19 protein-coding genes are annotated in these 24,675 nt (G+C 65.8%); 14 read left to right on the forward strand and 5 right to left on the reverse strand.

The genetic code is table 11. The annotated features are described in order from the left end of the window. Positions 1 to 5: 5 nt before the first annotated feature. Genes dgcB through DN388_RS18300 form a run of 3 tightly spaced genes read left to right on the forward strand, consistent with a single transcriptional unit; the run spans position 6 to position 3,953 of the window. Positions 6 to 1,955 (forward strand): dimethylglycine demethylation protein DgcB, encoded by a 1,950-nt coding sequence (dgcB, locus tag DN388_RS18290; protein WP_043860356.1) that lies wholly within the window; start codon positions 6 to 8, stop codon positions 1,953 to 1,955. Next, positions 1,952 to 3,172 carry an electron transfer flavoprotein subunit alpha/FixB family protein gene (locus DN388_RS18295; protein WP_255001490.1) on the forward strand — a complete coding sequence of 407 codons (1,221 nt, stop codon included), beginning with the start codon at positions 1,952 to 1,954 and terminating at the stop codon, positions 3,170 to 3,172. Before dgcB ends, DN388_RS18295 begins: the two co-directional genes overlap by 4 nt. A gap of 10 nt (positions 3,173 to 3,182) precedes the next feature. Next, positions 3,183 to 3,953: an electron transfer flavoprotein subunit beta gene (locus tag DN388_RS18300; RefSeq protein WP_043860354.1), complete on the forward strand. Its 771-nt coding sequence runs from the start codon at positions 3,183 to 3,185 to the stop codon at positions 3,951 to 3,953. 686 nt (positions 3,954 to 4,639) lie between these two features. Here DN388_RS18300 and gbcA read toward each other — a convergent pair. Then, positions 4,640 to 5,932: a glycine-betaine demethylase subunit GbcA gene (gbcA, locus tag DN388_RS18305; protein WP_043863625.1), complete on the reverse strand. Its 1,293-nt coding sequence runs from the start codon at positions 5,930 to 5,932 to the stop codon at positions 4,640 to 4,642. 282 nt (positions 5,933 to 6,214) lie between these two features. Between gbcA and gbcB the strand changes: the two genes are divergently transcribed. Further along, positions 6,215 to 7,315 carry a glycine-betaine demethylase subunit GbcB gene (gene gbcB / locus DN388_RS18310; protein WP_043863626.1) on the forward strand — a complete coding sequence of 367 codons (1,101 nt, stop codon included), beginning with the start codon at positions 6,215 to 6,217 and terminating at the stop codon, positions 7,313 to 7,315. Here the strand turns inward: gbcB and DN388_RS18315 are convergent. The 3 genes from DN388_RS18315 to DN388_RS18325 form a co-directional block, all read right to left on the reverse strand. Next, positions 7,312 to 8,157 carry a nitrilase-related carbon-nitrogen hydrolase gene (locus DN388_RS18315; protein ID WP_078480831.1) on the reverse strand — a complete coding sequence of 282 codons (846 nt, stop codon included), beginning with the start codon at positions 8,155 to 8,157 and terminating at the stop codon, positions 7,312 to 7,314. The genes gbcB and DN388_RS18315 overlap by 4 nt on opposite strands. Beyond that, positions 8,154 to 9,575, reverse strand: a complete 1,422-nt coding sequence (locus tag DN388_RS18320) for a cytosine permease (RefSeq protein WP_082405773.1) — start codon at positions 9,573 to 9,575, stop codon at positions 8,154 to 8,156. The genes DN388_RS18315 and DN388_RS18320 overlap by 4 nt, the downstream gene beginning before the upstream one ends. A 382-nt stretch (positions 9,576 to 9,957) precedes the next feature. Beyond that, on the reverse strand, positions 9,958 to 11,583 hold the full coding sequence (locus tag DN388_RS18325; RefSeq protein WP_043863629.1) for a methyl-accepting chemotaxis protein: 1,626 nt from the start codon (positions 11,581 to 11,583) through the stop codon (positions 9,958 to 9,960). Positions 11,584 to 11,861: 278 nt separating this feature from the next. Here DN388_RS18325 and DN388_RS18330 point away from each other — a divergent pair, with 278 nt between their 5' ends. The 3 genes from DN388_RS18330 (at position 11,862) to DN388_RS18340 (ending at position 14,488) form a co-directional block, all read left to right on the forward strand. Further along, entirely contained in the window at positions 11,862 to 12,092 is a 231-nt protein-coding gene (locus DN388_RS18330) for a hypothetical protein (RefSeq protein ID WP_255001497.1), read from the forward strand. Beyond that, a complete protein-coding gene (locus tag DN388_RS18335; protein ID WP_043863631.1) occupies positions 12,089 to 12,391 on the forward strand; it encodes a cell division protein ZapA in 303 nt (100 codons plus the stop codon). Before DN388_RS18330 ends, DN388_RS18335 begins: the two co-directional genes overlap by 4 nt. Before the next feature lie 159 nt (positions 12,392 to 12,550). Further along, the gene (locus tag DN388_RS18340; RefSeq protein WP_255001508.1) at positions 12,551 to 14,488 is read left to right on the forward strand and encodes a methyl-accepting chemotaxis protein; all 1,938 of its coding nucleotides are present in this window, start codon (positions 12,551 to 12,553) and stop codon (positions 14,486 to 14,488) included. An 84-nt stretch (positions 14,489 to 14,572) separates the two neighbouring features. Here DN388_RS18340 and DN388_RS18345 read toward each other — a convergent pair whose 3' ends face one another. After that, on the reverse strand, positions 14,573 to 15,616 hold the full coding sequence (locus tag DN388_RS18345) for a low specificity L-threonine aldolase (protein WP_253086222.1): 1,044 nt from the start codon (positions 15,614 to 15,616) through the stop codon (positions 14,573 to 14,575). Between the two features lie 177 nt (positions 15,617 to 15,793). On the opposite strand from DN388_RS18345, the gene glyA reads away from it, so the two are divergent. The 7 genes from glyA to fdhA all read left to right on the forward strand — a co-directional run bounded on the left by glyA (position 15,794) and on the right by fdhA (position 24,610). Beyond that, positions 15,794 to 17,047 carry a serine hydroxymethyltransferase gene (gene glyA / locus DN388_RS18350; RefSeq protein WP_054916001.1) on the forward strand — a complete coding sequence of 418 codons (1,254 nt, stop codon included), beginning with the start codon at positions 15,794 to 15,796 and terminating at the stop codon, positions 17,045 to 17,047. Positions 17,048 to 17,062: 15 nt separating this feature from the next. Further along, positions 17,063 to 18,313 (forward strand): sarcosine oxidase subunit beta family protein, encoded by a 1,251-nt coding sequence (locus DN388_RS18355; RefSeq protein ID WP_043863635.1) that lies wholly within the window; start codon positions 17,063 to 17,065, stop codon positions 18,311 to 18,313. 13 nt (positions 18,314 to 18,326) lie between these two features. Further along, the gene (locus DN388_RS18360; protein ID WP_058541806.1) at positions 18,327 to 18,656 is read left to right on the forward strand and encodes a sarcosine oxidase subunit delta; all 330 of its coding nucleotides are present in this window, start codon (positions 18,327 to 18,329) and stop codon (positions 18,654 to 18,656) included. After that, the gene (locus DN388_RS18365; protein WP_255001511.1) at positions 18,653 to 21,670 is read left to right on the forward strand and encodes a sarcosine oxidase subunit alpha; all 3,018 of its coding nucleotides are present in this window, start codon (positions 18,653 to 18,655) and stop codon (positions 21,668 to 21,670) included. Before DN388_RS18360 ends, DN388_RS18365 begins: the two co-directional genes overlap by 4 nt. A 130-nt stretch (positions 21,671 to 21,800) precedes the next feature. After that, complete coding sequence (locus DN388_RS18370; RefSeq protein ID WP_043863638.1) at positions 21,801 to 22,433, forward strand: sarcosine oxidase subunit gamma; 633 nt, start codon at positions 21,801 to 21,803, stop codon at positions 22,431 to 22,433. Next, entirely contained in the window at positions 22,430 to 23,287 is an 858-nt protein-coding gene (gene purU / locus DN388_RS18375) for a formyltetrahydrofolate deformylase (RefSeq protein ID WP_043863639.1), read from the forward strand. The genes DN388_RS18370 and purU overlap by 4 nt, the downstream gene beginning before the upstream one ends. Before the next feature lie 123 nt (positions 23,288 to 23,410). Beyond that, positions 23,411 to 24,610, forward strand: a complete 1,200-nt coding sequence (fdhA, locus tag DN388_RS18380) for a formaldehyde dehydrogenase, glutathione-independent (protein WP_043863640.1) — start codon at positions 23,411 to 23,413, stop codon at positions 24,608 to 24,610. Positions 24,611 to 24,675 lie beyond the last annotated feature (65 nt).

The following is a 24,675-nucleotide window of genomic DNA, read 5'->3' on the forward strand; positions in this document are numbered from 1 at the left end:
TTCCCATGTTGAACACCCTGCTACCCCTGCTGCTGTTCGCCGCCCTCGGCCTGGCCGTGCTCGGCGCGCTGCGGCGCGTGCGGATGTGGCGCCAAGGCCGGCCATCGCGGGTCGAGCTGCTCAAGGGCCTGCTGGCCATGCCACGCCGGTACATGGTCGACCTGCACCATGTGGTCGCCCGCGACAGGTACATGGCCAACACCCACGTCGCCACCGCCGGCGGCTTCGTGCTGGCCGCCGTACTGGCGATCCTGGTGCACGGTTTCGGCCTGCACAACCGCCTCCTCGGCTACGCCCTGCTGGTGGCCACCGCCTTGATGTTCGGCGGTGCGCTGTTCGTCTACAGGCGCCGGCTGAACCCGCCCGCGCGCCTGTCCAGAGGCCCGTGGATGCGCCTGCCGAAAAGCCTGCTGGTGTTTTCCGCCAGCTTCTTCATCGCCACCCTGCCGGTAGCCGGCATCCTGCCCGAAGGTACCGGTGGCTGGGTGCTGGTGGCCTTGCTCGGGCTGGGCGTGCTGTGGGGGGTGAGCGAGCTGTTCTTCGGCATGACCTGGGGCGGGCCGATGAAGCACGCCTTCGCCGGTGCCCTGCACCTGGCCTGGCACCGGCGCGCCGAACGCTTCGGCGGCGGACGCTCCACCGGGCTCAAGCCGCTGGATCTGCAAGACCCGAGCGCACCGCTGGGTGTGGAAAAACCCAGGGACTTCACCTGGAACCAGTTGCTTGGCTTCGACGCCTGCGTGCAATGCGGCAAATGCGAGGCCGCGTGCCCGGCGTTCGCCGCCGGCCAGCCACTGAACCCGAAAAAACTCATCCAGGACATGGTGGTGGGCCTGGCGGGTGGCACCGATGCGAAGTTTGCCGGCAGCCCGTACCCCGGCAAACCGCTCGGCGAACACGGCGGCAACCCGCACCAGCCGATCGTCGACGGCCTGGTGGATGCCGACACGCTGTGGTCGTGCACCACCTGTCGGGCGTGCGTGGAAGAGTGCCCGATGATGATCGAGCACGTGGATGCGATCGTCGACATGCGTCGTCACCTGACCCTGGAAAAAGGCGCCACGCCGAACAAGGGCGCCGAGGTGCTGGACAACCTGATCGCCACCGACAACCCCGGCGGATTCGCCCCGGGCGGGCGCATGAACTGGGCCGCCGACCTCGACCTCGAGGTGCTGGGCGAGGTGCACGGCACCGACGTGCTGTTGTGGGTGGGTGACGGCGCCTTCGACATGCGCAACCAGCGCACCCTGCGCGCTTTCGTCAAGGTGCTCAGGGCGGCCAATGTAGGCTTTGCCGTGCTTGGCCTGGAGGAACGCGACAGCGGCGACGTGGCCCGCCGGCTGGGCGACGAGGCCACCTTCCAGCAACTGGCCCGGCGCAATATCCGGACCCTGGCGCAGTACCGCTTCACGCGCATCGTCACCTGCGACCCGCACAGCTTCCATGTACTGAAGAACGAATACGGCGCGCTGGGCGGGCACTATCAGGTGCAGCATCACAGCAGCTTCATCGCCGAGTTGATCGCCGCCGGCCGCCTCGACCTGGCGCCGCACAAGGGCGCCAGCGTGACCTATCACGACCCGTGCTACCTGGGCCGCTACAACGGCGAGTACGAGGCGCCGCGCCAGGTGCTGCGCGCGCTGGGCATCGAGGTGCGCGAGATGGCGCGCTCCGGCTTTCGCTCGCGTTGCTGCGGCGGCGGTGGCGGAGCGCCGATCACCGACATTCCGGGCAAGCAGCGCATTCCCGACATGCGCATGCAGGACATCCGCGAGACCGCCGCCGAGGTGGTGGCCGTGGGCTGCCCGCAGTGCACCGCGATGCTCGAAGGCGTGGTCGAACCACGCCCGCAGATCAAGGACCTGGCCGAGCTGGTGGCCGACGCGCTGCGTGAAGCGACGGTTGCCAGCACGCCGGTAGCAAGCCAACCAGAACCTGCGCAGGTGGACCCATGAGCGACATCATCCGGCGTGACCCGCGTGCCGAGTGGATTGCACGCAACCGTCTGCACCCGCTGCACGCAGCCATGCAGGCCCAACAGACGCAGTGGATGGGGCCCAATGGCGTGCTGCGCAAGAACCCGCATGCGGTGGGTTTCATCGGACCCAATGGGATCAAGCGCATCGATCGCAGCGGCGCCAGCCAGGGCGCTACGAGCAAGCGCAGCGCCGCCGCCGAGGTGCTGGTGCCGCTGCATCAGGTGCCGTTGCCGGCGTTCTACATCGTGGTGGTGCCGGACATGGTCGGCGGGCGCCTGAGCAGCCACGACCGGGATGTGCTCGGGCTGGCCCACGGCTTGGCCGGCAGCGACGGCGCGGTGCTGGCAGTGGTGTTTGGCGAGCACAAGGAAACCGCATTCGGCACGTTCGGCGTCGACCGCCTGCTGCAGATCGACGGTGACGCGTTCGCAGGTTATGCACCGGAGCAGCGGGTGCAAGGCCTGCGGGCTGTGGATAACCAGTTCAACCCGCGCCACTGGCTGCTGCCCGACAGCCGCAGCGGTGGCGGCGAGTTGGGCCGGCGCCTTGCCGCGGCGCTGGGCGAGCGCCCGGCCACGCGGGTGTGGCAGGTCAAGGACGGGCTGTGCAGCGGGCGCGCCGGGGCTGGCCAGCAGGACCTGGTACGCGGGCTGGCGCGCCTGATCCTGGCGGCGGCCGAATGTGCCGAGCCGGTCAGCGAAACCCGCCATGAAGCCCTGCCGGTGGAGTTGTCCACAGGCGCGGCGCGCAGCCTGGCGCGTATCGAAGACCTCGGCCCGGTGCCGGTGGACCCGGCCACCATCTCCATGGCCGAGGCCGAATTCATCCTGTCGGGCGGCAACGGGGTCAAGGACTGGGCACTTTTCCACAGGGCCACCGTCGCGCTGGGGGCCACCGAAGGGGCCTCGCGGGTGGCGGTGGACGATGGCTTCATGCCGCGCAATCGCCAGGTGGGGGCCACCGGTACCTGGGTCACGGCGCGGGTGTATGTGGCTGTGGGTATCTCCGGGGCGATCCAGCATCTGCAGGGCATCGGTGCCTGCGACAAGGTGGTGGCGATCAACCTGGACCCCGGCTGCGACATGATCAAGCGTGCCGACCTGGCGGTCATCGGCGACAGCGCGGCGATTTTGCAGGCGCTGATCGAGGCTGTGGACAACTATCGCAACAGCGCCCGGCGCGATGCGGCCTGAGGGGGCATTCATGAACACCAAGGTCATCAGCCTGGTCTCGATCGGCGCCCACCCCACCTCGGGGCGCATGCGCCGCGCCGAACAGGATGCGCGGGCTGTGGAACTGGGGTTGCAACTGGCTGGGGATAACCTGCAGGTGCTGCACGCCGGCGACCCGCACGAGCCTGCGCTGCGCGCGTACCTGGGCATGGGGCTGGCGCAGCTGGACGTGCTGCAGCAGCCCGCAGGCGCCGATGTGCTGGGCGTGCTCGGCGACTACCTGCGCGAGGCGGGGGCGCAGTTGGTGCTGAGCGGCAGCCAGGCCGAAACCGGCGAAGGCTCGGGCATGCTGCCGTTTCTGCTGGCCGAGCGCCTGGGTTGGCCGCTGGTGGTGGGGCTGGCGCAGGTGGAATCCATCCACAATGGCGTGGCCCAGGTGCTGCAGGCCCTGCCACGGGGGCAGCGGCGTCGCCTGAGCGTGCGCCTGCCGATGCTCGCCACTGTGGATAACGCCGCGCCGGTGCCGCGCCAGAGCGCCTATGGGCCGGCGCAACGCGGGCTGTTGGCGGCCCATGAGGTGGCGGTGGTGGAGGACGAGTTATTCACAGATGCTGTATTGCAGCCGGCCAGACCCCGGCCCAAACGCCTCAAGGTAATCAAGGCCAAGAGCGGTGCCGACCGCATGAAAGCCGCCACGGCGAAGGCCAGTGGCGGCGGTGGACAGGTACTCAAGGGCGTGACCCCGAGCGAAGGCGCCGAGGCGATCCTGAAGCTGTTGGTGGAGGAGGGTGTGCTGCGCTGAAGGGTTGTGCACAAAGTCTGTTGGCGGTTCTGTGGATAAAGTGTTTGCCTATGGCTGCAGGCCACGTCAACCGTGGCCTGCAGGCTATTGTTCAAATAGTGATCAATACGCGCCGCGAATTTTTCGCGGTTTTTTCATGCCCGTCGTCCAGCGAGACGGCAGTTTTGCTCACAATCCTTGTTGGCGGCTCTGTGGATAATCTGTTCGGACATGGCTGCAGGCCACGTGGTTAAAGGTGTTCAGCTATTTGATCAAAAAACGCACAAAACCTCGTCAATCCACCGCGAAATACTCACGCGGCAGCGAAAATCGGGGGTTTCGGCGGTTTATCCACATGGGTTTTGCAAAGAGGGATACTTGCACACAAAGTCTGTTGGCGGCTTTGTGGATAAGGTGTTCGTGCAGTGCTGGGGGGCACGTATTCAAAGGCTTACAGAGGTTTGATCACTTTTTGATCTATTGCACGCTGTGAATTGAAGGGCGCTGAGCGGAAGTTTTCCACAAGGGTTGCCCACAATTGCTGTGGGTGTGGCTGTGGATAAAGTGTTGGTGGAGTAGGTATGGGGCAGTAGGGGCTGGGGTTTGCGGGTGTTGGTCAAAATTTGTACAGATTGTATGGGGTTCTTCGCCGGCAAGGCCGGCTCCTACAGTTGATGCGTAGGAGCCGGCCTTGCCGGCGAATGGGACTACTGCGCCGCCACCCCCTTCAGATACGGCGCCGGCGCCGCGCCCAGGTTGCTCAGCATCCGCTCGCTGTACCAGTCCACGAAATTCACCACGCCAAACTCGTAGGTTTTCGAATACGGCCCCGGCTGATACGCCGTCGAGTTGATGCCGCGCTGGTTCTCTTCGGCCAGGCGCCGGTCCTGGTCGTTGGTCGCGTCCCACACCTGGCGCATGCGTGCCGGGTCGTAGTCCACGCCCTCAACCGCATCCTTGTGCACCAGCCACTTGGTGGTGACCATGCTCTCCTGGGCACTGATCGGCCATACCGTGAACACGATGATGTGATCACCCATGCAGTGGTTCCACGAATGCGGCAGGTGCAGGATGCGCATCGAACCCAGGTCGGGGTTCTGGATGCGCCCCATCAGTTTCTGGCAGCCCAGCTTGCCGTCCAGGGTCATCGACAGCGTGCCCTTGAGCAGGGGCATGCGCACGATACGGTTGCGCAGGCCGAAGCTGGCATGCGCATAGGGGATCTTCTCCGCGTCCCACGCCGCAGCGCTGGCCGCCACGTGATCCTTGAACGCCTGGTCGGCGCGCGGGTCGGTGACGTCGTCCCATTCGAGCAGGGTCTTGAGCAGCTCCGGGTGCGAGGCGTTGCAGTGGTAGCACTCGCGATTGTTCTCCAGCACCAGCTTCCAGTTGGCCTTTTCCATCAGGGTGGTCTGCACCGCCACCTTGGTGTTCTCCATGTCGTAAGGCTCCATGTAATGGGCCAGGGTGGCGAGGAAGTCATCGATCGCCGGCGGGTTGTCGGCCAGGCTGACGAAGATGTACCCACCGGCGGTCTTTACGTTCACCGGCTTGAGACCGTACTGCTGCATGTCGAAGTCGTCGCCCATCTCGGTGCCGGCGAACAGCAGCCGCCCGTCCAGCTCGTAGGTCCACTGGTGGTAGTGGCACACCAGCTTGGCCACCTTGCCCTTGTCGCTGGTACACAGGCGCGAGCCACGGTGGCGGCACACGTTGTGGAAGGCATGCACCTTGCCCTCGGCACCGCGGATCACGATGATCGGGTTCTTGCCGATCTGCAGGGTCAGGTAGTTGCCCTTGGCCGGGATCTCGCAGGTCATGCCTGCAATCAGCCATTCCTTGTGGAAAATCTCCTGCATGTCGATCTGGAACAGCCGCTCATCGGTGTAGAAGGGTTGCGGCAGCGAGAAGGTGCGCTCGCGGGTCTGCAGCATGTCGGCGGTGGCCTTGCGTGCAGCGTCCAGTGGGTCGCCCAGGCTCAAGGTTGCGGTGACGTCCATCGTTCAGGTCCTCATGGCCCGTGCGGGCCGCGAAAGTGGCTAATCGTTCGTGTGGCGACGCAGGGCTCAGACAGCAGGTTGATGTGCGATGGAGTGTGCGTTCGCCCGCGGCGGCAACCATGCCCATGGGCGACATGGCCAGATCCGTTCCCGACGCGCGAGCCCTTGTGGGCGGGGGCTGGTCGCGATAAGTACGCCGATGTCGCGAACAGGAATGTGCGCCGCCTGCACCTTGCGCATCATCGTCGCCATAACAGGCCCCGATCGGCCGCGGAGACGAGCATGTCGAACAACTTCCTCAACCCGGTGACCACTCAGACCTGGGCCAACGGCCGGCATACCGTGCGCTGCGTCAAGGTCATTCAGGAAACCTGGGATGTGCGCACCTTCTGCTTCATGGCCGACCAGCCGATCCTGTTCTTCTTCAAGCCGGGGCAGTTCGTGACCCTGGAGCTGGAAATCGACGGTCAGCCGATCATGCGCTCGTACACCATCTCCAGCTCGCCCTCGGTGCCCTACAGCTTTTCGGTGACCATCAAGCGCGTACCCGGCGGCAAGGTTTCCAACTGGCTGCACGACACCCTGCATGAAGGCCAGGAGCTGGCCGTGCACGGGCCGGTGGGGTTGTTCAACGCGATGGACTTCCCCAGCCCCAGGGTGCTGTACCTGAGCGGCGGGGTGGGCATCACCCCGGTGATGTCCATGGCGCGCTGGTTCTATGACACCAATGCCAATGTCGACATGGTGTTCGTGCACAGCGCGCGTTCGCCCAAGGACATCATCTACCACCGCGAGCTGGAGCACATGGCCTCGCGGATCGACAACTTCAGCCTGCACATCATCTGCGAGAAGCATGGCCTGGGCGAGGCATGGGCCGGTTATCGCGGCTACCTGAACCAGAAGCTGATGGAGCTGATCGCGCCCGATTACCTGGAACGCGAGATCTTCTGCTGCGGGCCTACGCCCTACATGAACGCGGTCAAGCGCATGCTCGAAGCCAGCGGCTATGACATGCAGCGCTACCATGAGGAGTCGTTCGGCGCCACGCCGCCCGAGGCCAAGGCCGATGCGGTAGAGAACGCCGAGCAGGCCGCCGAGGCCGCCGAAGTGGACGTGGCCGACCAGCACCAGGTGGAGTTCACCGCCAGCGGCAAGAGCATCCGCGTGGCGCCGGGAGAGACGGTGCATGCGGCAGCCGCCAAGCTCGGGCTGATGATCCCCAAGGCCTGCGGCATGGGTATCTGCGGCACCTGCAAGGTGCTCAAGCTGGGTGGCGAGGTGGACATGGAGCACAACGGCGGCATCACCGAGGACGACGAGGCCGAAGGCTATATCCTGTCGTGCTGCAGCGTGCCGCGTGGTGACGTGCGCATCGAGTTCTAGTCGCGCAGCAGCTCGTGGTACAGCGCAGGGCGCCGGTCGGCCAGCACGTGGTTGTGGTCGCTGATCTGCTTGTCCAGTGCCTGGCCCAGCCTGATGTCGGCCAGCAGCAGCTGCTTCTTGCCGACACGCTTGCCGCCCTTGAGCACATAGCCGTCGGCATCGGTGAGGGTCGAACCGCCCACCCAGCCAACCCCGCGCTCCTCGCCACAGCGGTCGCAGGCAATGACGAACAGCCGGTTGACCGAGGCGCTGGCCTGAACCCGGATGACCTCGGCCGGGCGCTGGAAGCCGGGCCGGGAGGTGTCCGGCCAGTTCACCGGTGCGCACAGCAGCTGGGCACCGCGCAGCGCCGCCAGGCGCACCCATTCGGGAAACTCCAGGTCGTAGCAGATCATCATGCCGATGCGCCCAAGGTGGGTGTCCACCACCGGCGGCGGCTCGCTGCCGGGGGTGAAGATCTGCGTTTCGCGGTCCCACAGGTGGGCCTTGCGGTAGAAGGTGCGTCGGCCGTCGGGCTCGATCAGCACCGAGCTGTTGGCCACCTGGCCGTCGGGCAGGCGCTCGCAGAAGCCGCCCACCACGATGATCTGGTACTTGGCGGCCTGCCGGGCCCAGGCCTCGAGGGTCGGCCCGTCACGGGGCTCGGACAGCGCGTGGGCCTCTTCGCGGTCGTAGAACGCGTAGCCGCTCTGCGCCAGCTCGGGCAGTACCAGCAGTTGCGCGCCGCGCTCGGCGGCCTCGGCGATGGCCACCCGGGTACGGTCGAGGTTGTAGCTTGGATTGGCAATGGTGGGCGCCAACTGGTAGCACCCGACACGCACGGTTTGCGGGGATGGGGTCATGGCTGCGGCGCCTTGGGCTCGGCGACCGGGGGCGGCGGGGTGCCGCGCAGGTGGCGCATCAGGAGCCAGTACAGCAGGGCCGAAACGATGAAGCCGGGAACGAAGGCCAGGTCGGCGCCGGACAACGCCACCGCCACCGGCCCTTGCACGCCGGCCAGCGACACGAAGGGCAGCATCGCCAGCAGCCCCCCCAGGTAGGCCAGGATGCCGGCCCAGGCCCACTGGCCGTATTCGCCCGCCGGGTCGAACATGGCCGGGATCACGTAGTTGCCTTTGCGCAACAGGTAGTAGTCGGTGAGATTGATTGCGCTCCAGGGCACCAGCACATACAGCATCAGTTGCAGGAACAGGTTGAAGCTGTCGAGGTAGCTGTCGGGCAACGCGATGGCGGTGAGGTACACCACCGCGCCAATGCCGCCCAGGCCCAGGGCACGCCCGGCCAGCCCCGGCGCCAGCGGGCGAAACGCGGTGATCGCGCTGATGCCGGTCAGCAGCGCGCCGTAGCAGTTGACGGCCATGATGCCCACCAGCGCCGGCACCGCCATCAGGATCGCGAAGGTGCCGAAGCCGGGCAGGAAGCGGTTGCCCAGGTGTTGCAGGCTGCTGATGGCTTCGGGCGCCACCACTGCCGAGGCTACCAGTGCGCCCAGCGACATCAGCCACACCGCAGAGCCTGCGGCGCCCAGATAGGTCCATAGCACCACCTTGCGCGCCGAGGTGCTGGGCGGCAGGTAGCGCGAGTAGTCCGAGACATACACCGAGTAGCTGATCTGGTAGCCGGCGGCGGCCGACAGCTGGATGAGAAAGCCCGACCACGAAAACTGCAGCTGGCGCTGAACGGTGTCGGCCTCCAGCAACAGCAGCGCTGCCAGGGTGAGCAGGCCGAACACGCCGATCAGCAGGTAGGTGAGCCAGCGCTGCACGGTGTGCAGCAGGTCGTGCCCGACCACGGCGATCACCACGGCCACCGCGATCAGCAGTGCGTACCAGAAGGCATCGCTACCCGGCAGCACAGTGGTCAGTGCATCGGTGGCCAGGATCACGTTGAACACGTTGAAGCCGATGTACACGCACACCACCGCCATGAACGGCAGCACGGCGCCTCGCAGGCCGAACTGGGCACGGGACTGGATCATCTGTGGCAGGCCAAGGCGCGGGCCCTGGTTGGCATGCAGGGCCATGCACAGGGTGCCCAGGGCCACCCCGAGCAGGATCGCCAGCACCGCCTGCCAGGCGGCCAGACCCAGGGCGGGCCCGACGAAGCCGGTGACCATGGTGGTGAGTACGAAGTTGCCGGTGAACCAGAAGGGGCCCAGGTGCCAGGCCTTGCCGTGACGCTCGTCAAGGGGCACCGGGTGGATGGTACGGGTTTCTATCTTCAGGCCTGACGTTTCAGGTGCAGGTGCCGCATTGTTCATGGCGTTCCCAGGCATTCGGGCGAAAGTTTCAATGCTGATGAGGTTAGATGAAGCTGCAACTAACGGAACAACGACACACTTTCAGCGAGCGCGCAGGTACTTGCCTTAAAATGTCTGTAATGTCCGATGTAGAGCCATTCTGATTTGTAAACTGGTATTTATGCCAGTCTGCAATGCGGGGAGGTTATTGCGAAAAGTTATCGTGCGGCGTGAGGTTTTTGATGCCGAAGTTAAAGTGCAGTGAATATTCCTACTTAATATTAGGAATAGTTTGTGAGCAACTTTAGATAAGTCTGACGAGATAGTGTTTTCGACGGCGAGCGGGGGCCGATCGAAAAAAACCGGGCGCCCGGCGCGCACTGCGCCGGGGCCCGGTGGCGACCTACACGCTGAAGCGTGCGACCAGGCCGTTCAGGCCCACCGCCAGGCGAGACAGTTCGGCACTCGCGGCGCTGGTCTGGTGCGCCCCGGTGGCCGACTGCACCGACAGGTCGTTGATGTTCACCAGGTTGCGGTCCACTTCGCGGGCCACCTGGGCCTGCTCTTCGGCGGCGCTGGCGATCACCAGGTTGCGTTCGTTGATTTCGGCCACCGCGGTGGTGATGGTCTCCAGCGACAGGCCGGCGCCGCGGGCGATGCTCAGGGTCGACTCGGCGCGTTCGGTGCTGTGGCGCATCGAGTTCACCGCCTGTTCGGTACCGCCCTGGATGCTGCCGATCATGCGCTCGATTTCGCTGGTCGACTGCTGGGTCCGGTGGGCCAGGGCGCGCACTTCGTCGGCGACCACGGCGAAGCCGCGCCCGGCTTCACCGGCACGCGCCGCCTCGATGGCGGCGTTGAGGGCCAGCAGGTTGGTCTGGTCGGCCAGGCCGCGGATCACATCGAGCACCTTGCCGATGTCACGCGACTCGCCGGCCAGGTTGCCGATCAGCTCGGCAGTACCCTGCACGTCGGCACTCATGCGCTCGATGGCGCTGACGGTCTCCATGACCAGGTCGCGACCGTCGCCGGCCGAGCGGGTGGCCTGCTTGGACGCCTCGGATGTGCTCACCGCGTTGCGTGCCACTTCTTCCACCGCGCTGGTCATCTCGGTGACGGCAGTGGCGGCCTGCTGGATCTCGTTGTTCTGCTGCTGCAGGCCGCGTGCGCTTTCGTCGGTGACTGCATTCAGCTCTTCGGCCGCCGAGGCCAGCTGGGTGGCGGAGCCGGCAATCTGCTGCAGGGTGTCGCGCAGCTTGTGCTGCATCTTGCCCATGGCGTGCAGCAGGCGCGCCGCTTCGTCGGTACCGGTGGTGTTGATCGGTTTGGTCAGGTTGCCATCGGCGATCAGCTCGGCCGCCTGCAGCGCTTCGTCGATCGGCTTGACGATGCTGCGGGTGAGCAGCAGCGCGCACAGCAGGGTCAGTGCGGTGGCGGCCACCAGCAGCACGATCACCAGGGTGAAGGCCGTGTCGTATTGCGTGGCGGCGGTCTGGTTGGTCACACGGGTCTGATCGGTGTTGATCTTGACCAGGCGATCGGTGACTGCGCTGATCTGCTCGGAGTTGTCGAGCAGGTCGTGGTTGATCAGGCTGCGCAGTGCTTCCACATCACCGGCCTGCGACAGGCTTACCATGCGGTTTTCGAGCTGGCGGTACTGGTTGAGCAGCTGCACGTACTGGTTGTACGCGCCCCGTTCCTCGTCGCCTTCGATCAGTGGCTCGTAGGCCCGGCGCGCTTCGTCGATCTGGGCATTGCGCTTGGCCAGCAGTTGCACGGTGTCCTGCAGGGTGGCGGCTTCGCGGTTGAGCAGCAGGCGGTAGGACAACGTGCGCAGGCGCAGGGTGAGTTGGGTGAGCTGGTCGAGGTTGGTGATGCTGGGCACGCTGATCTGTTCGATGGCTTCGCCGGCCTTGCGTATCTGCCCCATCTGGTTGAGGGCAAAGATGCCCAATGCAAGCATCAGGGCGCCGATCAGCGAAAACCCCAGAAGTGCGCGCGGGGCGATGTTCATGTTACGTAATGACATGGTTTTATCCGGCAGGGAATAGGAATGCGCGCGGTCCATGCGTCGTGGGGCAACTCTTATTGCCTATCGGTCAAAGCAGGGCAGACTTGAGGGGGCATGTAACTAAATGTGAACCACCGGTCATTTTTTTTACCCCGGCATCCGACCAAGCGCTGGAACCGGTTGCCGATCGACGGGTCAATCTGCACCCGGTCGAGGCTCTGGCCCCGATATCCCTGGCGAGTGCGGTGAGATTTCTTTATCGTGTGCGCCCCCTGAAAAACCGTGAGAACGCAATCATGCTGGAAACATCCCTGAGTCAACTGGAGCAACTGGTCAACGACCTGGTGCAGAAGAACCTCGACCTGGCCGAGCGGAACGCGCAGCTGAGCGACGAACTGGCCCAGACCAAGGACGAGAACGAAAGCCTGCAACTGAGCCTGATGGAGCAGGAAGAGAAGCAAGGTGCAACCGCCGCGCGTATCCAGGCGCTGGTTGAACGTGCCGGTGGCGGCGCCGTTACCGCATGAAGACCACCGCGCAGTCGATCAATGTCGTGTCGATAATGGGCAATGACTATTCGATCAAGGCCCCTGAAGGTCAGGAGCAGACCCTGGCGCAGGCGGTGCAGATGCTCAAGGCCTCCCTGGCCGATACCAAGCGCAAGTACCCGTCGCTGATCGGCGACAAGTTGCTGGTGCTGGCCGCCCTGAACCTGTGCTCGCAGCAGATCGAACTGCAACAGGCACATCAGGAAGCCCTCGACCGTTATCAAGAGCAAGTCAGCGCCACGGTCGACGTCATTGCCCGGACAATCGGCAACAGCTGATTTCCCCCTCGCGTGCATTCCCTCTTTACTGTGCTGGCTCACTGACCCCTGGGGGCAGTGAGCGGCCCGAGTGTGGCTGACTGCTAGCATTGTATTTTCTGTTGTATACAATTGGCCTGGTGTTCGCGGTACACGGCTGGTTTAACTCAGGGGAAATTCATGCAGTTCTGGCGGCGCAGTATCCAGTGGCAATTGATCGCAAGCATGGGCGCGGCCCTGGTGGCGAGCATTCTGATCGTGGTTGGTATCTACACCGTGGCGGTCAATCGACTGACCGAGCGCTACCTGGTGGAGACGGCGCTGCCGGCGAGCATCGAGGCCATGCGCAACGATATCGAGCGCATGTTGGGCCGGCCTCTGACGGCGGCGGCCGACATTGCCAACAACACCCTGTTGCGCGACTGGCTGGCAGCGGGGGAGCCCCCCGAACAGGCCGGTGCGTTCGTCGAGTACCTGGAGTCGGTGCGTGTGCACAACCAGGCGTTCACCGCGCTGTTCGCCGCCACGCGCAGCAATCACTACTACAACCAGGGCGGGCTGGACCGCACCTTGAGCCGCGACAACCCGAAGGACTCGTGGTTCTTCGGGTTCATCGACAGTGGCAAGCCGCGCCTGCTCAATATCGACACGGACATCAGCAGTGGCGACCTGGCGCTGTTCATCGACTTTCGGGTGGAAAAAGCCGGCCAGCTGGTGGGCATTGCCGGGCTGGGCCTGCGCATGACCGAGTTGTCCCAACTGATCCACGACTTCAGTTTCGGCGAGCGCGGCCGGGTGTTCCTGGTGCGCAGCGATGGCCTGATCCAGGTGCACCCGCAGTCCGAGTTCAGCGGCAAGCGCCAGTTGGCCGAGCAGATCGGCGAAGGCGCCGCCCAGCGTGCGTTGACCCCGCACGAGGGCCTGCAGCAGAGCCGCTTCGAGCGCGATGGCGAGACCTACCTGGCCCTGAGCCTGCCGCTGCGCGACCTGAACTGGACCCTGGTGGCCGAGGTGCCCGAGGCGCAGATCTACGCCCAGGTGAACCAGGCCGTGTGGCTCACCAGCCTGATCGGCGCGGCGGTGGCGTTGCTGTCGCTGCTGCTGGTGGTATGGCTGGCGCGCGGCATCGTGCGCCCGCTGCGCCGGGTGACCGGTGCGCTGACCGCGATTGCCCAGGGCGGTGGCGACCTGACCCAGCGCCTGGACGAGTCGCGGGCCGATGAACTGGGCGACCTGGCCCGGGGTTTCAATCGTTTTCTGGACAGCCAGCGCGACCTGATCGGCGAGGTGCTGCGCACCACCGAGCACCTGCGCAGCGCCGTGGGGCAGGTGAGCGCGGTGGTGGAGGACACCGCCGGGCGCTCCCATCGCCAGCAGGAGATGACCGAGATGGTGGCCACTGCCGTGCACCAGATGGGCCTCACCGTGCAGGACATCGCGCAGAATGCCGGCCAGGCCGCGCACGCCTCGCAGACCGCGCGCACCGAAGCGTTGCAGGCGCGCGAGGTGGTGCAGCGCTCGATTGCGCACATCGAAGGCATGTCGGGCGAGATCGGCGTGGCGGCCAGTGCGGTTGGCCAACTGGCACAGGAGGTGGCGTCCATCGACGAGGTGCTGGCGGTGATCCGCAGCATTTCCGAGCAGACCAACCTGCTGGCGTTGAACGCAGCGATCGAGGCGGCGCGGGCCGGGGAGATGGGCCGTGGCTTCGCTGTGGTGGCCGACGAGGTACGTACCCTGGCCCAGCGAACCCAGGTGTCCACCGACGAGGTGCAGCAGATGATCCAGCGCCTCAAGCAGGGGGCGGGCAGCGCGGTGGCGTCGATGCAGGCGGGGCAGGCGGCGACCGGCACCGGCGTGGCGTCGAGCCAGCAGACCGGAGCGTCGTTGACCACCATTACCGGGCAGGTGGAACACATCACCGACATGAACCTGCAGGTGGCCACGGCCACCGAGGAGCAGTCGGCGGTGACCGAGGAGATCAACCGCAACGTGCAGGGGATTTCCGACCTGGCGCGCCAGACGGTGGCGCAGGTGGAGGCGTGTCGGGTGGATTGCCAGGCGTTGCGCGGGCTGGCTGATGACCTGGCGCGGCAGATGGGTGGGTTCAGGCTCTAGATCAGGGTGACTGCTTCGCCGGCAAGGCCGGCTCCTACAGGTTGGCGGTGTCTGTAGGGGCCGGCCTTGCCGGCGAAGGGGCCATCAGCGACCCAGCGTTACCGCACGAATATCCGCCGCCAGCTCGCGCACCCGTGCCTCGTCGGTGTCCCACGAGCACATGAACCGTGCGCCGCCGCTGCCGATGAAGGTGTAGAACCGCCAGCCCTTGGCGCGCAGCGCTTCCAGTGCCGGCTCCGGCATCTGCAGAAACACCCCGTTGGCTTCTACCGGGAACATCAACTGCACCGCCGGGATGTCCGCCACCAGCCCGCTGAGCAACTGCGCGCAGTGGTTGGCGTGCTGCGCATGGCGCAGCCACGCACCGTCTTCGAGCAACCCCACCCACGGCGCCGACAGAAAGCGCATCTTCGACGCCAGCTGCCCGGCCTGCTTGCAGCGGTAGTCGAAGTCTTCGGCCAGCTTGCGGTTGAAGAACAGGATCGCCTCGCCCACCGCCATGCCGTTCTTGGTGCCGCCAAAGCACAGCACGTCGATGCCGGCCTTCCAGGTCAGTTCGGCCGGCGAGCAGGCCAGGAACGCGCAGGCATTGCTGAAGCGCGCGCCGTCCATGTGCAGGTTAAGGCCCAGTTCCTTGCAGGTGGCGCTGATCGCCTTGAGCTCTTCGGGCCGATACACGCTGCCCACTTCGGTGGCCTGAGTGATGGTCACCACGCGTGGCTTGGGGTAGTGGATGTCCTGGCGCTTGAGCGCCACTTCGCGGATGGACTCGGGCGTGAGCTTGCCGTTTTCGCTGCGGGCGGTGAGCAGCTTGGAGCCGTTGGAGAAGAACTCCGGCGCGCCGCATTCGTCGGTCTCGACGTGGGCGGTCTCGGAGCAGATCACGCTGTGGTAGCTCTGGCACAGGGACGACAGGGCCAGGGAGTTGGCGGCGGTGCCGTTGAAGGCGAAGAACACCTCGCAGTCGGTCTCGAACAGTTTGCGAAAGTGGTCGGAGGCCTTGGCGGTCCACTGGTCGTCGCCGTAGGCGCGTTCGTGGCCCTGGTTGGCCTTGTCCATCGCCGCCCAGGCTTCGGGGCAGATGCCGGAATAGTTGTCGCTGGCAAATTGCTGGCTTTGTTCTGTCATTGCACTGTCCTGTGGTCGACGCAGGCAAGCACTCTAAACCAACTATCAAATCGCCGACTACAAGGGCCATGTCGTAAACGCACCTTTGCGTGGCGTGCGCAGGCATCTGGACGGCCCGCGCCAGCCCTACCATCGCAGCCAAAGGGCGCTGTCCATGCCACTGCCGGGAGAGATGCGATGTTCACCAAGCACGACCAGATCCAGGGTTACGACGATGCACTGCTGGCGGCGATCAACGCCGAGGAACAGCGCCAGGAAGACCACATCGAACTGATCGCCTCGGAAAACTACACCAGCAAGCGCGTGATGCAGGCCCAGGGCAGCGGCCTGACCAACAAGTACGCCGAAGGCTACCCGGGCAAGCGCTACTACGGCGGCTGCGAGCACGTGGACAAGGTCGAGCAACTGGCCATCGATCGTGCCAGGCAGCTGTTCGGCGCCGACTATGCCAACGTCCAGCCGCACTCCGGCAGCCAGGCCAACGCCGCGGTGTACCTGGCCCTGCTGCAGGCCGGCGACACCGTGCTGGGCATGAGCCTGGCCCACGGCGGCCACCTCACCCACGGTGCCAAGGTCAGTTTCAGCGGCAAGCTGTACAACGCCGTGCAATACGGCATCGATACCCGCACCGGCCTGATCGACTACGACGAGGTCGAGCGCCTGGCCGTCGAGCACCAGCCGAAGATGATCATTGCCGGGTTTTCGGCCTACAGCAAAACCCTCGATTTCCCACGCTTTCGCCAGATCGCCGACAAGGTCGGCGCCTACCTGTTCGTCGACATGGCCCACGTCGCCGGGCTGGTCGCGGCGGGCCTGTATCCCAACCCGCTGCCCTATGCCGACGTGGTCACCACCACCACCCACAAGACCCTGCGTGGCCCGCGTGGCGGGCTGATCCTGGCCAGGGCCAACGAAGCGCTGGAAAAGAAACTCAACGCCGCGGTGTTCCCCGGCGGGCAGGGCGGCCCGCTGATGCATGTGATCGCGGCCAAGGCGGTGTGCTTCAAGGAGGCCCTGGAGCCCGGCTTCAAGGCCTACCAGCAACAGGTGATCGACAACGCCCGGGCGATGGCTGCGGTGTTCATCGAGCGTGGTTTCGACGTGGTGTCCGGTGGCACCGACAACCACCTGTTCCTGGTCAGCCTGATCCGCCAGGGCCTGACCGGCAAGGACGCCGATGCCGCCCTGGGGCGCGCCCACATCACCGTCAACAAGAACGCCGTGCCCAACGACCCCCAGTCGCCGTTCGTCACCTCGGGCCTGCGCATCGGCACCCCGGCCGTCACCAGCCGTGGCTTCAAGGTGGCCCAGTGCACGGAGCTGGCCGGCTGGATCTGCGACATCCTCGACCACCTGGGCGATGCCGATGTCGAGGCCGACGTGGCCAGGAGCGTGTCGGCACTGTGTGCGGATTTTCCGGTTTACCGCTGAGTGGAGTAACAGACCATGCAACGCTATTCGGGCTTCGGCCTTTTCAAGCACTCGCTCAGCCACCACGAGAACTGGCAGCGCATGTGGCGCACGCCCACCCCGAAGAAGGTCTACGACGTGGTCATCGTCGGCGGCGGCGGGCACGGCCTGGCCACCGCCTACTACCTGGCCAAGGTGCACGGCATCACCAATGTGGCGGTGGTCGAGAAGGGCTGGCTGGGCGGCGGCAACACCGCGCGCAACACCACCATCGTGCGCTCCAACTACCTGTGGGACGAGTCGGCGCACCTCTATGAGCACGCGATGAAGCTCTGGGAGGGGTTGTCCCAGGACATCAACTACAACGTCATGTTCTCCCAGCGCGGGGTCTACAACCTGTGCCACACCCTGCAGGACATGCGCGACTCCGAGCGCCGGGTCAGCGCCAACCGGCTCAACGGCGTGGACGGCGAACTATTGAACAGCAAGCAGGTGGCCGACGAGATTCCGCACCTGGACTGCTCCAGGAACACCCGTTATCCGGTTCTCGGCGCCACCGTGCAGCGCCGCGGCGGCGTGGCGCGTCACGATGCCGTGGCCTGGGGCTATGCGCGTGCCGCCGATGCCCTGGGCGTGGACCTGATCCAGCAGACCGAGGTGATCGGCTTTCGCAAGGAAAACGGCGCGGTGGTCGGCGTCGAGACCAACAAGGGCTTCATCGGTGCGCGGCGCGTGGGCGTGGTCACCGCCGGCAACTCCGGGCACATGGCCAGGCTGGCCGGCTTTCGCCTGCCCATCGAGTCGCACCCGCTGCAGGCACTGGTGTCCGAGCCGCTCAAGCCGATCATCGACAGCGTGATCATGTCCAACGCGGTGCACGGCTACATCAGCCAGTCGGACAAGGGCGACCTGGTGATCGGCGCCGGCATCGACGGCTGGGTGGGTTACGGCCAGCGCGGTTCGTACCCGGTGATCGAACATACCCTGCAGGCCATCGTCGAGATGTTCCCGATCCTGTCGCGGGTGCGCATGAACCGCCAGTGGGGCGGCATCGTCGACACCACCCCGGACGCCTGCCCGATCATCTCCAAGACCCCGGTGGCTAACATGTTCTTCAACTGCGGCTGGGGCACTGGCGGTTTCAAGGCCACGCCGGGCTCGGGCCACGTGTTCGCCGCAAGCCTGGCCACCGGCGAGATGCATGCACTGGCCAAGCCGTTTTCCATCGACCGTTTCCATAACGGCGCCCTGATCGACGAGCACGGCGCTGCCGCTGTCGCCCACTAACAGGAGACACTCCATGTTGCACATCTTCTGTCCCCACTGCGGCGAACTGCGCTCCGAGGAAGAATTCCATGCCGCCGGCCAGGCCCACATTCCGCGCCCGCTGGACCCGAGTGCCTGCACCGACGAGCAGTGGGGCGACTACCTGTTCTTTCGTGACAACCCGCGCGGCCTGCACCACGAGCTGTGGATCCATGCCGCGGGCTGCCGCCAGTACTTCAACGCCACCCGCGACACCGTGACCTACGAGATTCTCGAAACCTATCCGATTGGTGCCAGGCCCCAGGCGCGCGCCCAGGAAAACGTCCCGCAGCTGGCTGTCACCGGCCAGGGAGAAAAGGTATGAGCCAGCGCTATCGTCTGCCCAACGGCGGTCGTATCGACCGCAGCCAGGTCCTCGACTTCACCTTCAACGGCCAGCGCTACCAGGGCTACCAGGGCGACACCCTGGCCGCCGCGCTGCTGGCCAATGGCGTCGACATCGTGGGGCGCAGCTTCAAGTACTCGCGCCCACGCGGCATCATCGCCGCCGGCAGCGAAGAGCCCAACGCGATCCTGCAGATCGGTGCCAGCGAGGCCACCCAGATACCCAACGTGCGCGCTACCCAGCAGGCGCTGTACGCCGGCCTGGTGGCCACCAGCACCAACGGCTGGCCCAGCGTGAACACAGACGTGATGGGCATCCTCGGCAAGGTCGGCGGCAAGCTGATGCCGCCGGGGTTCTACTACAAGACGTTCATGTACCCGCAGTCGTTCTGGATGACCTACGAGAAGTACATCCGCAAGGCCGCGGGCCTGGGCCGTTCGCCGCTGGAAAACGACCCGGACAGCTACGACTACATGAACCACCACTGCGATGTGCTGGTGGTGGGCGCAGGCCCCGCCGGGCTGGCTGCGGCACTGGCAGCCGGGCGCAGCGGGGCGCGGGTGATCCTGGCCGACGAGCAGGAGGAGTTCGGCGGCAGCCTGCTCGATACCCGCGAGACCCTCGACGGCCAGCCCGCCGCCGAGTGGGTGGCCAAGGTGATCGACGAGCTGCAGGGCATGCCCGAGGTCACCTTGCTGGCGCGGGCCACGGTCAACGGCTACCACGACCACAACTTCCTCACGATCCACCAGCGCCTCACCGATCACCTGGGCGACCGCGCACCCATCGGCCAGGTGCGCCAGCGCATGCACCGTGTGCGCGCCGGGCGTGTGGTGCTGGCCACCGGTGCCCACGAGCGGCCGCTGGTGTACGGCAACAACGATGTGCCGGGCAACATGCTCGCCGGCGCGGTATCTACCTACGTGCGCCGTTATGGCGTGGCGCCGGGGCGCAAGCTGGTGCTGTCGACCACTAACGATCACGCCTATCGCGTGGCGCTGGACTGGCACGACGCCGGGCTCAAGGTGGTCGCGGTCGCCGATGCGCGGCACAACCCCCGTGGCTCGCTGGTGGAGGAGGCACGTGCCAAGGGCATTCGCATCCTCACCTCCAGCGCGGTGATCGAGGCGCGCGGCAGCAAGCATGTGACGGCAGCGCGGGTGGCGGCGATCGACGTGGCCGCACACCAGGTCACCAGCCCCGGCGAATGGCTGGACTGCGACCTGGTGGCGACGTCGGGCGGCTACAGCCCGGTGGTGCACCTGGCTTCGCACCTGGGCGGCAAGCCGCTGTGGCGCGACGACATTCTCGGCTTCGTGCCCGGCGAAGCGCCGCAGAAGCGCGTGTGCGTGGGTGGCGTCAATGGCGTGTTCGCCCTGGGCGATGCGCTGGCCGACGGTTTCGAAGGCGGCGTGCGTGCGGCCACCGAGGCCGGCTTCAAGGCAGTGGAGGGCGTCCTGCCCAAGGTGCTGGTGCGTCCGGAGGAGCCCACCGTGGCGCTGTTCCAGGTGCCCCATGACCGCAACACTGCGCGGGCACCCAAGCAGTTCGTCGACCAGCAGAACGATGTGACTGCGGCCGCCATCGAACTGGCCACCCGCGAAGGCTTCGAGTCGGTGGAGCACGTCAAGCGCTACACCGCGCTGGGGTTCGGCACCGACCAGGGCAAGCTGGGCAACATCAACGGGCTGGCGATCGCCGCACGCTCGCTGGGCATCGGCATTGCGCAGATGGGCACCACCATGTTTCGCCCCAACTACACGCCGGTGACCTTCGGCGCGGTGGCCGGGCGCCATTGCGGCCACCTGTTCGAGCCGGTGCGCTTCACCGCGCTGCATGCCTGGCATGTGAAGAACGGCGCCGAGTTCGAGGACGTCGGCCAGTGGAAGCGCCCGTGGTATTTCCCCCGCGGCGGCGAAGACCTGCAGGCGGCGGTGGCCCGCGAATGCAAGGCGGTGCGCGACAGCGTCGGCCTGCTGGATGCCTCGACCCTGGGCAAGATCGACATCCAGGGCCCGGACGCCCGCGAGTTCCTCAACCGCATCTACACCAACGCCTGGACCAAGCTCGACGTGGGCAAGGCGCGCTACGGCCTGATGTGCAAGGAAGACGGCATGGTCTTCGACGATGGCGTGACCGCGTGCCTGGGCGACAACCACTTCCTGATGACCACCACCACCGGCGGCGCGGCGCGGGTGCTGCAATGGCTGGAGATCTACCAGCAGACCGAATGGCCAGAGCTGAAGGTGTACTTCACCTCCGTCACCGACCACTGGGCCACGCTGACCCTGTCGGGGCCCAACAGCCGCAAGCTGCTGGCTGAAGTGACCGACATCGACCTGGACAGGGACGCCTTCCCGTTCATGAGCTGGAAGGAGGGCCTGGTGGGCGGGGTGCCGGCGCGGGTGTTCCGCATCTCGTTCACCGGCGAGCTGTCGTATGAAGTGAACGTGCAGGCCAATTACGCGATGGGCGTGCTGGAGCAGATCGTCGCCGCCGGCAAGCCGTACAACCTCACCCCCTATGGCACCGAGACCATGCACGTGCTGCGCGCCGAGAAGGGTTTCATCATTGTCGGCCAGGACACCGACGGCTCGATGACCCCGGACGACCTGAACATGGGTTGGTGCGTGGGGCGCACCAAGCCGTTCTCGTGGATCGGCTGGCGCGGCATGAACCGGGAAGACTGCGTGCGCGAGAACCGCAAGCAACTGGTGGGGCTCAAGCCGGTGGACCCGAGCCAATGGTTGCCCGAGGGCGCGCAGCTGGTGCTGGACCCCAAACAGCCGATTCCGATGGACATGGTAGGGCACGTGACCTCGAGCTACGCGAGCAACTCGCTGGGCTATTCGTTTGCCATGGGGGTGGTCAAGGGCGGGCTCAAACGCATGGGCGAGCGGGTGTTTTCGCCGCAGGCCGATGGCAGCGTGATCGAGGCCGAGATCTGCGCCTCGGTGTTCTTTGATCCGAAGGGTGAGCGGCAGAACATCTGATGGTTGCAGGAGCAGCCTTGCTGGCGAAGCGACCACCGCGCACCGGGTTGCAACCGGGTCGCGGCCTTCGCCGGCAAGGCCGGCTCCTACAAAGAGATCACCGCACTACTGAATTCAAGGCAGGTATGTAATGAGCGCAATCAACGTCTACCCGCAACGCCCCGAGACTGACGCCAGGGCCGAATCACCCCTGCATCACGCCGACCTGCCCAGCCTGGTCGGCAAGGGCCGCAAGAACCCCGGCGTGACCCTGCGCGAGAAGAAGTTCCTCGGCCACCTGACCCTGCGCGGCAACGCCCACGACCCGGCTTTCGTCAGCGGCGTGCAACAGGCGTTGGGCCTGGAACTGCCGGTCGCACTCACCGTGGTCGCCAGCGGCGAGACCTCGCTGCAGTGGATGGGCCCCGACGAGTGGCTGCTGATCGTGCCCGGTGGCGAGGAGCTGGCCGCCGAGCAGAAGCTGCGCGAAGCCCTCGACGGGCAACACATCCAGGTGGTCAACGTCAGCGGCGGACAGACCCTGCTCGAACTGAGCGGGCCCAGGGTGCGCGAGGTGCTGATGAAGTCCACCAGCTACGACGTGCACCCCAACAACTTCCCGGTGGGCAAGGCGGTGGGCACGGTGTTCGCCAAGTCCCAGCTGGTGATCCGGCGCACCGGCGAGGACACCTGGGAGCTGCTGATCCGGCGCAGCTTCAGCGACTACTGGTGGCTGTGGCTGCAGGATGCCTGCGCCGAACATGGCCTGAGCATCGCCTCATGAGCCGTGCGCCGGACACCTGGATCCTTACCGCCGACTGCCCCAGCCTGCTGGGTACGGTGGACGCGGTGACGCGCTACTTGTACGAGCAGCAGTGCTACGTCACCGAGCATCATTCGTTCGATGACCGGCTGTCGGCGCGGTTCTTCATACGGGTGGAGTTTCGCCAGCCCGAGGCATTCGACGAGCAGGCCTTTCGCGCAGGCCTGGCCGCCCGTGGCGAAGCGTTCGGCATGACCTTCGAGCTGACTGCGCCCAGGCACCGGCCCAAGGTGGTGATCATGGTGTCCAAGGCCGATCATTGCCTCAACGACCTGCTGTACCGCCAGCGCATCGGCCAGTTGGCGATGGACGTGGTGGCGGTGATTTCCAACCACCCGGACCTGGAGCCGCTGGCGCACTGGCACCGCATCCCCTATTACCACTTTGCCCTCGACCCGCAGGACAAGCCGGCGCAGGAGCGCAAGGTGCTGCAGGTGATCGAGGCGTCCGGCGCCGAGCTGGTGATCCTTGCGCGCTACATGCAGGTGCTGTCGCCGGAGCTGTGCCGACGCCTGGATGGCTGGGCGATCAACATCCATCACTCGCTGCTGCCGGGGTTCAAGGGCGCCAAGCCGTATCACCAGGCCTACAACAAGGGCGTGAAGCTGGTGGGGGCCACGGCGCATTACATCAACAACGACCTGGACGAGGGCCCGATCATTGCCCAGGGCGTGGAAGCCGTGGATCACAGCCACTACCCTGAAGACCTGATTGCCCGCGGGCGCGATATCGAGTGCCTGACGTTGGCGCGGGCGGTGGGGTATCACATCGAGCGGCGGGTGTTTTTGAACGCCAATCGCACGGTGGTGCTGTAGCGGGCGTATCGCGGGTCAAGCCCGCACCCACAGGGACTGTGGGAGCGGGCTTGACCCGCGATGAGGCCCGAGAGACGGACAGAACATTCAGCGCGACATAACAACAATGAGCGAGGTGAAAGCATGTCTGGCAATCGTGGTGTGGTGTACCTGGGCGCAGGCAAGGTCGAGGTGCAAACAATCCCCTATCCCAAAATGCAGGACCCACGTGGGCGCAAGATCGAACACGGCGTGATCCTGCGGGTGGTCTCCACCAATATCTGCGGCTCCGACCAGCACATGGTGCGCGGTCGTACCACCGCCCAGACCGGCCTGGTGCTGGGGCACGAAATCACCGGCGAGGTCATCGAGAAAGGCCGTGACGTCGAGAACCTGCAACTGGGCGACCTGGTCTCGGTGCCGTTCAACGTGGCCTGCGGGCGCTGCCGCTCGTGCAAGGAACAACACACCGGCGTGTGCCTGAGCGTCAACCCGGCCCGCGCCGGCGGCGCCTACGGCTATGTCGACATGGGCGACTGGACCGGCGGGCAGGCCGAGTATGTGCTGGTGCCCTACGCCGACTTCAACCTGCTCAAGCTGCCCGACCGCGACAAGGCCATGGAGAAGATCCGCGACCTGACCTGCCTCTCCGACATCCTGCCCACCGGCTACCACGGTGCGGTCACCGCAGGTGTCGGCCCCGGCAGCACGGTGTACGTGGCCGGTGCCGGCCCGGTCGGCCTGGCCGCTGCCGCCTCGGCGCGGCTGCTGGGCGCGGCGGTGGTGATCATCGGTGATGTGAACCCGGTACGTCTGGCCCATGCCAAGGCCCAGGGCTTCGAGGTCGCCGACCTGTCCCAGGACACCCCGCTGCACGAACAGATCGCCAACCTGCTGGGAGAGCCGGAGGTGGACTGTGCGGTCGATGCGGTGGGCTTCGAGGCCCGTGGCCACGGGCATGCCGGGGCCCAGCACGAGGCGCCGGCCACGGTGCTCAACTCGCTGATGGGGGTGGTGCGGGTCGCCGGCAAGATCGGCATCCCCGGCCTGTACGTGACCGAAGACCCGGGCGCGGTGGACGCCGCAGCCAAGATGGGCAGCCTGAGCATCCGTTTCGGCCTGGGCTGGGCCAAGTCCCACAGCTTCCACACCGGGCAGACCCCGGTGATGAAGTACAACCGCGCCCTGATGCAGGCCATCATGTGGGACCGCATCAACATCGCCGAGGTGGTCGGCGTGCAGGTCATCAGCCTGGATCAGGCGCCCGAGGGCTACGGCGAGTTCGATGCCGGCGTGCCGAAGAAATTCGTGATCGACCCGCACACGCTGTTCAGCGCAGCGTAAGACCAATGTCTACCCGGTTTCAGGCCCCTGAAGCCGGGCTGACAGACAAATTGTCGCAGTAGCCC

Source organism: Pseudomonas sp. S12(2018) (assembly GCF_024355235.1).
GTDB lineage: Bacteria > Pseudomonadota > Gammaproteobacteria > Pseudomonadales > Pseudomonadaceae > Aquipseudomonas > Aquipseudomonas palmensis.

Coding starts and splice junctions, on each gene's coding strand:
- DN388_RS18295 (WP_255001490.1), top strand. CDS start 1,952: ATGAGCGACATCATCCGGCGTGACCCGCGTGCCGAGTGGATTGCACGC.
- fdhA (WP_043863640.1), top strand. CDS start 23,411: ATGTCTGGCAATCGTGGTGTGGTGTACCTGGGCGCAGGCAAGGTCGAG.
- DN388_RS18370 (WP_043863638.1), top strand. CDS start 21,801: ATGAGCGCAATCAACGTCTACCCGCAACGCCCCGAGACTGACGCCAGG.
- dgcB (WP_043860356.1), top strand. CDS start 6: ATGTTGAACACCCTGCTACCCCTGCTGCTGTTCGCCGCCCTCGGCCTG.
- glyA (WP_054916001.1), top strand. CDS start 15,794: ATGTTCACCAAGCACGACCAGATCCAGGGTTACGACGATGCACTGCTG.
- gbcA (WP_043863625.1), bottom strand. CDS start 5,932: ATGGACGTCACCGCAACCTTGAGCCTGGGCGACCCACTGGACGCTGCA.
- DN388_RS18320 (WP_082405773.1), bottom strand. CDS start 9,575: ATGAACAATGCGGCACCTGCACCTGAAACGTCAGGCCTGAAGATAGAA.
- gbcB (WP_043863626.1), top strand. CDS start 6,215: ATGTCGAACAACTTCCTCAACCCGGTGACCACTCAGACCTGGGCCAAC.
- DN388_RS18360 (WP_058541806.1), top strand. CDS start 18,327: ATGTTGCACATCTTCTGTCCCCACTGCGGCGAACTGCGCTCCGAGGAA.
- DN388_RS18365 (WP_255001511.1), top strand. CDS start 18,653: ATGAGCCAGCGCTATCGTCTGCCCAACGGCGGTCGTATCGACCGCAGC.
- DN388_RS18355 (WP_043863635.1), top strand. CDS start 17,063: ATGCAACGCTATTCGGGCTTCGGCCTTTTCAAGCACTCGCTCAGCCAC.
- DN388_RS18315 (WP_078480831.1), bottom strand. CDS start 8,157: ATGACCCCATCCCCGCAAACCGTGCGTGTCGGGTGCTACCAGTTGGCG.
- DN388_RS18330 (WP_255001497.1), top strand. CDS start 11,862: ATGCTGGAAACATCCCTGAGTCAACTGGAGCAACTGGTCAACGACCTG.
- DN388_RS18300 (WP_043860354.1), top strand. CDS start 3,183: ATGAACACCAAGGTCATCAGCCTGGTCTCGATCGGCGCCCACCCCACC.
- DN388_RS18340 (WP_255001508.1), top strand. CDS start 12,551: ATGCAGTTCTGGCGGCGCAGTATCCAGTGGCAATTGATCGCAAGCATG.
- DN388_RS18335 (WP_043863631.1), top strand. CDS start 12,089: ATGAAGACCACCGCGCAGTCGATCAATGTCGTGTCGATAATGGGCAAT.
- DN388_RS18325 (WP_043863629.1), bottom strand. CDS start 11,583: ATGTCATTACGTAACATGAACATCGCCCCGCGCGCACTTCTGGGGTTT.
- purU (WP_043863639.1), top strand. CDS start 22,430: ATGAGCCGTGCGCCGGACACCTGGATCCTTACCGCCGACTGCCCCAGC.
- DN388_RS18345 (WP_253086222.1), bottom strand. CDS start 15,616: ATGACAGAACAAAGCCAGCAATTTGCCAGCGACAACTATTCCGGCATC.